6 protein-coding genes and 1 pseudogene are annotated in these 7,381 nt (G+C 68.9%); 6 read left to right on the top strand and 1 reads right to left on the bottom strand.

The window, feature by feature from the left end; translation table 11 throughout:
* Nucleotides 1-28: 28 nt before the first annotated feature.
* Nucleotides 29-589 (top strand): annotated as a pseudogene (locus tag J8I82_RS36760) (alkaline phosphatase D family protein); the annotation flags it as partial.
* Nucleotides 590-606: 17 nt separating this feature from the next.
* On the opposite strand, the gene J8I82_RS36755 reads toward J8I82_RS36760, so the two are convergent.
* The gene (locus J8I82_RS36755) at nt 607-1,407 is read right to left on the bottom strand and encodes a DNA-binding transcriptional regulator (RefSeq protein WP_209765442.1); all 801 of its coding nucleotides are present in this window, start codon (nt 1,405-1,407) and stop codon (nt 607-609) included.
* A gap of 141 nt (nt 1,408-1,548) precedes the next feature.
* Between J8I82_RS36755 and J8I82_RS36750 the strand changes: the two genes are divergently transcribed.
* From J8I82_RS36750 to J8I82_RS36730, 5 genes are all read left to right on the top strand, one after another.
* Nucleotides 1,549-2,487, top strand: a complete 939-nt coding sequence (locus J8I82_RS36750) for an alpha/beta fold hydrolase (RefSeq protein ID WP_209765440.1) — start codon at nt 1,549-1,551, stop codon at nt 2,485-2,487.
* Between the two features lie 93 nt (nt 2,488-2,580).
* A complete protein-coding gene (locus J8I82_RS36745; RefSeq protein ID WP_209765438.1) occupies nt 2,581-4,455 on the top strand; it encodes a bifunctional 3-(3-hydroxy-phenyl)propionate/3-hydroxycinnamic acid hydroxylase in 1,875 nt (624 codons plus the stop codon).
* A 1-nt stretch (nt 4,456) separates the two neighbouring features.
* Nucleotides 4,457-5,398: a 3-carboxyethylcatechol 2,3-dioxygenase gene (locus tag J8I82_RS36740; RefSeq protein ID WP_209765436.1), complete on the top strand. Its 942-nt coding sequence runs from the start codon at nt 4,457-4,459 to the stop codon at nt 5,396-5,398.
* Between the two features lie 31 nt (nt 5,399-5,429).
* Nucleotides 5,430-6,221, top strand: coding sequence for a 2-keto-4-pentenoate hydratase (gene mhpD, locus J8I82_RS36735; protein WP_209765433.1), 792 nt, complete (start codon nt 5,430-5,432; stop codon nt 6,219-6,221).
* 49 nt (nt 6,222-6,270) lie between these two features.
* Nucleotides 6,271-7,287, top strand: a complete 1,017-nt coding sequence (locus tag J8I82_RS36730) for a Bug family tripartite tricarboxylate transporter substrate binding protein (RefSeq protein ID WP_209765431.1) — start codon at nt 6,271-6,273, stop codon at nt 7,285-7,287.
* Nucleotides 7,288-7,381: the final 94 nt, after the last annotated feature.

The following is a 7,381-nucleotide window of genomic DNA, read 5'->3' as shown; positions in this document are numbered from 1 at the left end:
GCGCTGCCGTTCCCCTTTATAGTCGTTTCTTCGCGAACGCCGGGCACAGGCACGGGCTGGGCTTGGGAAGCTCAATACCGACCAGTGGGATGGCTTCAATGCCGAGCGCAAGAACCTGATGGCGTTCCTGAAGACCAACGGCGTGCGCAACGTGGTGGCGCTGAGCGGCGACATCCATGCGTTCTTCGGCGGCCAGGTCATGGACGACTTCGATGCGGCCTCGCCCACGCCGGTGATGGTCGACCTGGTCACCGCGGGCTTGTCGAGCAATACGCTGCTGAGCTCGTTCCGCGCGATCGTCGACAACGACCAGGAATTTGCCGCGTTGCGCGAGCTGATTTACAGCGATGTGGGCGGTGTGCTGTTCAACGCGTTCGACAACACGCTGCGGGCCTTCAATTCCTGGATCCGCCACGCCGACACCAATGCGGAAGGGTATGCGCTGGTGACGCTGACGCCCGACAAGCTCAGCTGCGAATTCCATACGCTGAAGCTCGTCAGCGGCGGCGTGGCGCCAGCGCTGCCGGCGACCGCGAGCACGCGGGTGCTTGAAGTGGCGGCAGGCACGGCGGACGTAAACGTGCTGTAGCGGAATGGGCACTCCGCTCAGGTCCCGGCCAGACCCGCAGCGATCTTGCCCGCAATGCCGGCCAGCGGCGCCACGAACTTCGCCTCCGCCTCGGCCGGCTTGAGCGCGCGTGACAGGTAGACCACGTTCAGGCTGCCGAGCACGCGCTCGCCCGCGCGCAGCGGCACGGCGATGGCGCTGATATTGCGCTGCTCGGTCCAGTCTCCATGGTTGGTGCTGAAGCCGTCCTGCCGCACACGCTTCACCAGGTTCCGCACGAACTGCGCATCGCTGGCGAGCGCCGCCTGGCGTTCGCCGCCGGCACCTGCGCGCAGCATCGCGACGATGCTCTCCTGCTCGGCCTCGGTGCAGTTGGCAAAGTAGGCGCGCCCCGACGCCGTCAGCAGCATCGGCAGCCGCCGCCCGACCATGGCGCGGTGAAACGACAGCGGGCTGAAGCGGTGCGTGGTCTCGCGGATGATCATTGCGTCGCCGTCGGGCGTGGTCAGGTCGGAGGGCCACACCACCTGTTGCAGCAGTTCGCCCATCAGCGGCGCCGCGGTGGTGGAGATCCACTCGTCGTCGGTAAAGCCTTCGCTGAGCGCGCGTACCTGCAGCGTCAGGCGGAAGGTGTCGTCCGACTCGCTGCGCCGAACGAAGCCCTGCGCCACCAGCGTCTCCAGCAGGCGCCGCACCGTGGTGCGGTGCAGCCCCGTGTCCTGTGCGAGTTGCTGGGCCGTCGCGCGCCCGCTTTCCATGCGGTTCAGCGCGCGCAGCACATCCAGGCCCCGCGTCAGTCCCCTGACATTGGCGTAAATGGCATCCCGCTCCAGTGCCATAAAAAATCCTTTTAAATCAACGTTGTGCACTCCTTGCACAGTTTGCACATTTTTTTTGCCGCGAGCAATGCGGTCTCTAGACTTCCGTTCAAAGCAAGCCCCCCGAATGCAGGCACCCTGCACAGAACCTGGAGACAACCGATGTCGACGCAAGCCGTCCCGGCCACCGCCCCAATCACTTCCCCCACTGCCGCCAAGCCCTTCCAGAGCATCTGGGCCGACCTGCGCGGCGTCAGCTTCACCCAGGGCTGGCTCGATGCCGGCGGCATCCAGACGCGCTACCTGCACGCCGGCGACCGCGGCAAGCCCGCGCTGATCCTGCTGCACGGCGTCGGCGGCCACGCCGAGGCCTATGTGCGCAACCTGAAGGCCCACGCCGAGCACTTCGACGTCTGGGCCATCGACATGATCGGCCACGGCTGGACCGACAAGCCCGACGGCCCGCGCGAGGTGTCGGCCTACGTGGACCACGTGATCCGCGTGCTCGATGCGCTCGACATCGAGCGCGCCTCGTTCAGCGGCGAATCGCTGGGCGGCTGGGTCGCCTCGCAGCTGGCGATCGACCATCCCGCGCGCGTCGAGCGCCTGGTGCTGAACACCGCCGGCGGCTCGCAGGCCGACCCCGTGGTGATGGAACGCCTGAAGACGCTGTCGATGCGCGCGGTCGAAGACCCGAGCTGGGACTTCATCAAGGCGCGCGTGGCATGGCTGATGGCCGACAAGTCCAAGGTATTCGACGACCTCGTCGCCACGCGCCAGGCGATCTATGCGCAGCCCGGCATGGTCGAGGCGCAGCGCGGCAACATGGTCCTGCAGGACATGGAGACGCGCCAGCGCAACATCCTGCGTGCCGATGACTACGGCCGGATCCAGGCGCCGACGCTGGTGCTGTGGACCTCCGACGATCCCACCGCGGATGTGTCGGAAGGACGGCGCATCGCCACCATGATTCCCGGCGCGCTGTTCACGGTGATGGATGGCTGCGGCCACTGGCCGCAATTCGAGGATGCCGACACCTTCAACCGCATCCACCTGAACTTCCTGCTCGGCAAGCCGGTGCCCGAGGCCACCACGGTCTGATGCGCTGCGCGCATCCCTGACGACCGGGCTGCACACATCCCTGACGGTCCGGGCCGCGCCCGGACACCCACAACACAAAAAGCGGAGACAGACATGACCCACGCCATCGCCATGGCGGGCGCCGACGCTCGTCCCGACACTGTCGATTGCGATGTCGCCATCGTCGGTGCCGGGCCGGTCGGCCTGATGATCGCCAATATCCTCGGCCTGCAGGGCGTCAGCGTGGTGCTGGTGGAAAAGCTCGCGCAGATCGTCGATTATCCGCGCGCCATCGGCCTCGACGACGAAGCGCTGCGCGTATTCCAGTCGGTCGGGCTGGCGCAGACGCTGCTGCCGCACACCACGCCCAACCACTGGATGCGCTTCGTCACCGCGGGCGGACGCTGCTTTGCGTCGATCGAGCCGCGCACCGACGAGTTCGGCTGGCCGCGCCGCAATGCCTTTATCCAGCCGCTGGCCGACCGCATCCTGTTCGAGGGCCTGCAGCGCTTTGCGCATGTGCGCACGCTGCTCGGCCACGGCGTGGCGTCGTTCACGCATGACGAGCAAGGCGTGCAGGTCGACGCCGCCGACGAAGCCGGCCGGCCGGTGCGCATTCGCGCCGCCTACATGGTGGGCGCGGACGGCGGCAACAGCTTCGTGCGCCGCAGGCTCGACATGCCGTTCGAAGGCCGCACCAAGCCCAACCAGTGGATCGTGGTGGATGTGCGCAACGACCCGATCGGCACGCCGCACATCTACATGCACTGCGACCCCGAGCGGCCCTATGTGTCGGCCGCGCTGCCGCACGGCATCCGCCGCTTCGAGTTCATGGTCATGCCCGGCGAGACCGAGGAAGAACTGTCGCGCCCCGAGAACATGGCCGCGCTGATCCGCAAGGTCGTGGCCGACCCGGACAAGGTCGACTACATCCGCAAGCGCGTCTATACCCACAACGCGCGCCTGGCGCGCGACTTCCGCGCCGGCCGCGTGCTGCTGGCGGGCGATGCCGCGCACATCATGCCGGTGTGGCAGGGCCAGGGCTACAACAGCGGCATCCGCGACGCCAGCAACCTGGGCTGGAAGCTGGCGATGGTGGTCAAGGGCCTGGCAGGCGATGCGCTGCTCGACACCTACACCGCCGAGCGCCGCGCCCATGCGCGTTCGATGATCCACCTGTCGGAAGTGGCAGGCGATATCTTCGCGCCCGCCAGCCGCGCGGGCTCGGCGCTACGCGATGGCCTTACGAAAGTGCTGAACCGCTTCCCCTCGGTCAAGCAGTACTTCGTCGAGATGCGCTTCAAGCCGATGCCGCGCTACGAGCAAGGCGTCGTGCTTCTGCCCGAAGGCCCGCGCCGCCAGCATCCCGGCCTGCTGGCCCGCTGCCTGGAGCGCTCGGGCAACTCCGCGCTGGGCCGCCTGCTGGGCCTGATGAGCGAGAAGCGCGAATCGCCGGTCGGCCGGCTGGTGCATGGCCGCGACCCGGCCGGCAACTCGCCGGTGGGCCGCATGTTCATCCAGCCGCTGGTGCGCACCGAAGCCAATACCGTCGAGCGCCTCGACGACGTGATCGGCAACCGCTTCGCCATCGTCGGCTGGGGCACCGATCCCACCTTTGGCCTGACGGCGCGGGCACGCGCGGTGTGGCGGCAACTCGGCGGCGTGTTCGTGCTGGCCAAGCCGGATCCGCAGCTCGAATACCGCGACGACGTGCCCGATGGCGTGATCGCCGTGGGCGACGTGCACAACCGCCTCAAGGACTGGTTCGGCAACCAGCCCGGCTCGGTGGTGCTGCTGCGTCCCGACCGCTTTGTCGCGGGCATGTGCTCGCCGCAGCAGGTCTCGGATTCGGTGGTGGCGCTGGCGCGCAAGCTGGCCTTGCGCACCCCGGCGGCCGAGGAAGCCGACACGCGTGCCGCCGCGCGCGCCGCCGCGTCTTCGCATGACGCGCAGACTGCCGCCGTCCGGCAGCTTGCCGCAGGAGCCTGACATGCCGATCCATCTCGAATGCCTGTCGCACACCCCGCTGCACGGCTACTACGATCCCGCGCCGGAAGTCGTGGCCGAGGTCGAGCGCCTGCAGGCCGCGGCACGCGCCCGCGTCGAAGCCTTCGATCCCGAGCTGCTGGTGGTGTTCGCACCCGACCACTACAACGGCTTCTTCTACGACGTGATGCCGCCGTTCTGCGTCGGCGTGGCGGCCAGCGCCATCGGCGACTTCAACAGCCTCGCCGGTCCGCTCGATGTGCCGCGGGACGTGGCGCTGGGCCTGGCCGAAGCGGTGATGGCGCAGGACCTCGACGTGGCCGTGTCTTACCGCATGCAGGTCGACCACGGCTGCGCGCAGGCGCTGGAAGTGCTGACCGGCGCGCTCGACCGCTACCCTGTGATCCCGGTGTTCATCAACTCGGTCGCACCGCCGATGGCGAGCTGCCGCCGCGCGCGGCTGCTGGGCGATGCCATCGGCCGCTATCTGTCGGGCCTGGGCAAGCGCGTGCTGGTGGCCGGCTCGGGCGGGATCTCGCACGAGCCGCCGGTGCCGGAGATCGCCGGCGCCACCGCGGAGGTGGCGGAACGCCTGATCGCGGGACGCAACCCGCCGCCGGCTTCGCGCCATGCGCGGCAGGAGCGCACCGTTGCCGCCGCGCGCGCCTTTGCCGGCGGCGACAGCCACCTGCATGCGCTCAATCCCGACTGGGATCGCGCGTTCCTGGCGCTGCTCGCCAGCGGCGAACTGACCCGCGTCGACGGCATGACCAATGACGGCATCACGCGCGACGCCGGCAAGTCGGCGCATGAGGTGCGCACCTGGATCGCCGCCTTTGCCGCGCTCGCCGCGAGCGGCGCCTATCGCGCCGAACTGGACTACTACCGCCCGATCCCGGAATGGATCGCCGGATTTGCGCTGATGCACGCCGCCGCTGCCAGCTGACCGCGCACCCAACCATCACAAGGACACAGCCATGCCCGACCAGGAAACCATCCTCGCCCTCGCCACCCGCCTGCGCGATGCCGATCGCACGCGCGCGCCGGTGGCGCCGCTGCGCGGCGAGATCGCCGCGGACGACGCCGCCACCGCCTACGCCGTGCAACGCGCCAACGTCGCCGTCTGGCAGGCCGCCGGGCGCCGCGTGGTCGGCCGCAAGATCGGCCTGACCTCGCCCGCGGTGCAGCGCCAGCTGGGCGTTGACCAGCCCGACTTCGGCACCCTGTTCGCCGACATGGTCTACGGCGACGACGAGCCAATCCCGATGGCGCGCACGCTGCAGCCCAAGGCCGAGGCCGAGGTGGCGCTGGTGCTGCGCCGCGACCTCGACGTGGCCGATGCCACCGTGCTCGACGTGCTGGGCGCGGTGGACTACGTGCTGCCAGCGATCGAGGTGGTCGGCAGCCGCATCGCCAACTGGGATATCTCGTATGTCGACACGGTGGCCGACAACGCTTCCAGCGGGCTGGTGGTGCTGGGCGCGGTGCCGGTGCCGCTGGCTGGCCTGGACCTGAAAGCAGTGGAGATGGAGATGCTGTGCGGCGACGCGCGCGTCTCGCGCGGCAATGGCGCCGCCTGCCTGGGGCATCCACTCAATGCCGCGGTGTGGCTGGCGCGCAAGCTGGCCAGCCTGCGCGACCCGCTGCGCGCCGGCGACCTGGTGCTGACCGGCGCGCTGGGTCCGATGGTGCCGGTGCAGGCCGGCAAGACCTATGCAGCGCATATCACCGGCGTCGGCACCGTGCGGGCGAAGTTCGCCGACAGCTGACACGCCCCGGAAGCTTTGAACCCATAACGACAGAGAAACGGAGACAACCATGCAATGCCCCCATCGCAACCATCGCCTGCTGGCCAGGCTGCTCGCAGCCTTCGCCATCGGCACCGCCCTCGCCGCCCTGACCGTCAGCGCCGGCGCGGCCACGGCGCAGGCGCCCGCCTTCCCCAACCGCCCCGTCACCATCGTGGTCCCGTTCCCGGCCGGTGGCATCACCGACATGATCGCGCGCCAGGTCGCGCAGCAGATGCAGGGCGACCTCGGCAAGCCGGTGATCGTCGAGAACCGCCCCGGCGGCGGCGGGCAGATCGCCGCGCTGGCGGTCAAGCGCGCCGAGCCGGACGGGCACACGGTGTTCGTCGCGGCCACCGAGATGTTCGCGATCAACCCGGGCCTGTACCGCAATTTCTCGTATGACCCGCTCAAGGATTTCAAGCCGGTGACGGCGCTGGCGGCCTCGCCGCTGGTGCTGGTGGTGCCGCAGAACAGCCCGGCCGGTTCGGTGAAGGATCTGGTCGCGCTGGCCAAGTCGCGCGCGGATGGGGTCAACTACGCCTCGCAGGGCATCGGCTCGATCGGGCACTTGCTCGGCGGCCTGTTCGGCGACAAGACCGGCGGCAAGTTCACCCACGTTGCCTACAAGGGCTCCGCGCCCGCACTGCAGGACGTGATGGCGGGCCAGGTCGACATGATGTTCGACCCGGTCATCACCACCTCGCCGCTGATCAAGGGCGGCAAGGTCAAGGCACTGGCGATCGCGTCGAGCAAGCGTTCACCCAGCCTGCCCGACGTGCGCACGCTGGCCGAGCTGGGCGTGCCCGGGCTGGATGCCGGCGTGTGGTTCGGCATGGTAGTGCGCAGCGGCACACCCGACGCCGTGGTCGCACGGCTCAATGAATCCGCGCTGAAGGCGCTGAAGGCACCGGAAGTCGCCAGGCGGTTTGCCGACCAGGGCCTCGATCCGATGCCGATGAGCCCGCAGCAGTTCGGCACCTTCCTCGCCAGCGAAAACACGCGCTGGACTCCGCTGGTCAAGGCCAGCGGCGCCAGCGTCGAGTAACCCATCCAAGGAGAATCCCCATGACACGCAAGCTCAAGGCCGCCATCATCGGCTCGGGCAATATCGGCACCGACCTGATGATCAAGATCCTGCG

Source organism: Cupriavidus consociatus (genome assembly GCF_017814975.1).
Lineage (GTDB): Bacteria > Pseudomonadota > Gammaproteobacteria > Burkholderiales > Burkholderiaceae > Cupriavidus > Cupriavidus consociatus.
This window is presented reverse-complemented; position numbering and strand designations above follow the sequence as displayed.

Bases quoted from the DNA above. Each gene is read 5' to 3' on its own strand.
- J8I82_RS36750 (WP_209765440.1), top strand. From the start codon at position 1,549: ATGTCGACGCAAGCCGTCCCGGCCACCGCCCCAATCACTTCCCCCACT.
- J8I82_RS36745 (WP_209765438.1), top strand. From the start codon at position 2,581: ATGACCCACGCCATCGCCATGGCGGGCGCCGACGCTCGTCCCGACACT.
- mhpD (WP_209765433.1), top strand. From the start codon at position 5,430: ATGCCCGACCAGGAAACCATCCTCGCCCTCGCCACCCGCCTGCGCGAT.
- J8I82_RS36755 (WP_209765442.1), bottom strand. From the start codon at position 1,407: ATGGCACTGGAGCGGGATGCCATTTACGCCAATGTCAGGGGACTGACG.
- J8I82_RS36740 (WP_209765436.1), top strand. From the start codon at position 4,457: ATGCCGATCCATCTCGAATGCCTGTCGCACACCCCGCTGCACGGCTAC.
- J8I82_RS36730 (WP_209765431.1), top strand. From the start codon at position 6,271: ATGCAATGCCCCCATCGCAACCATCGCCTGCTGGCCAGGCTGCTCGCA.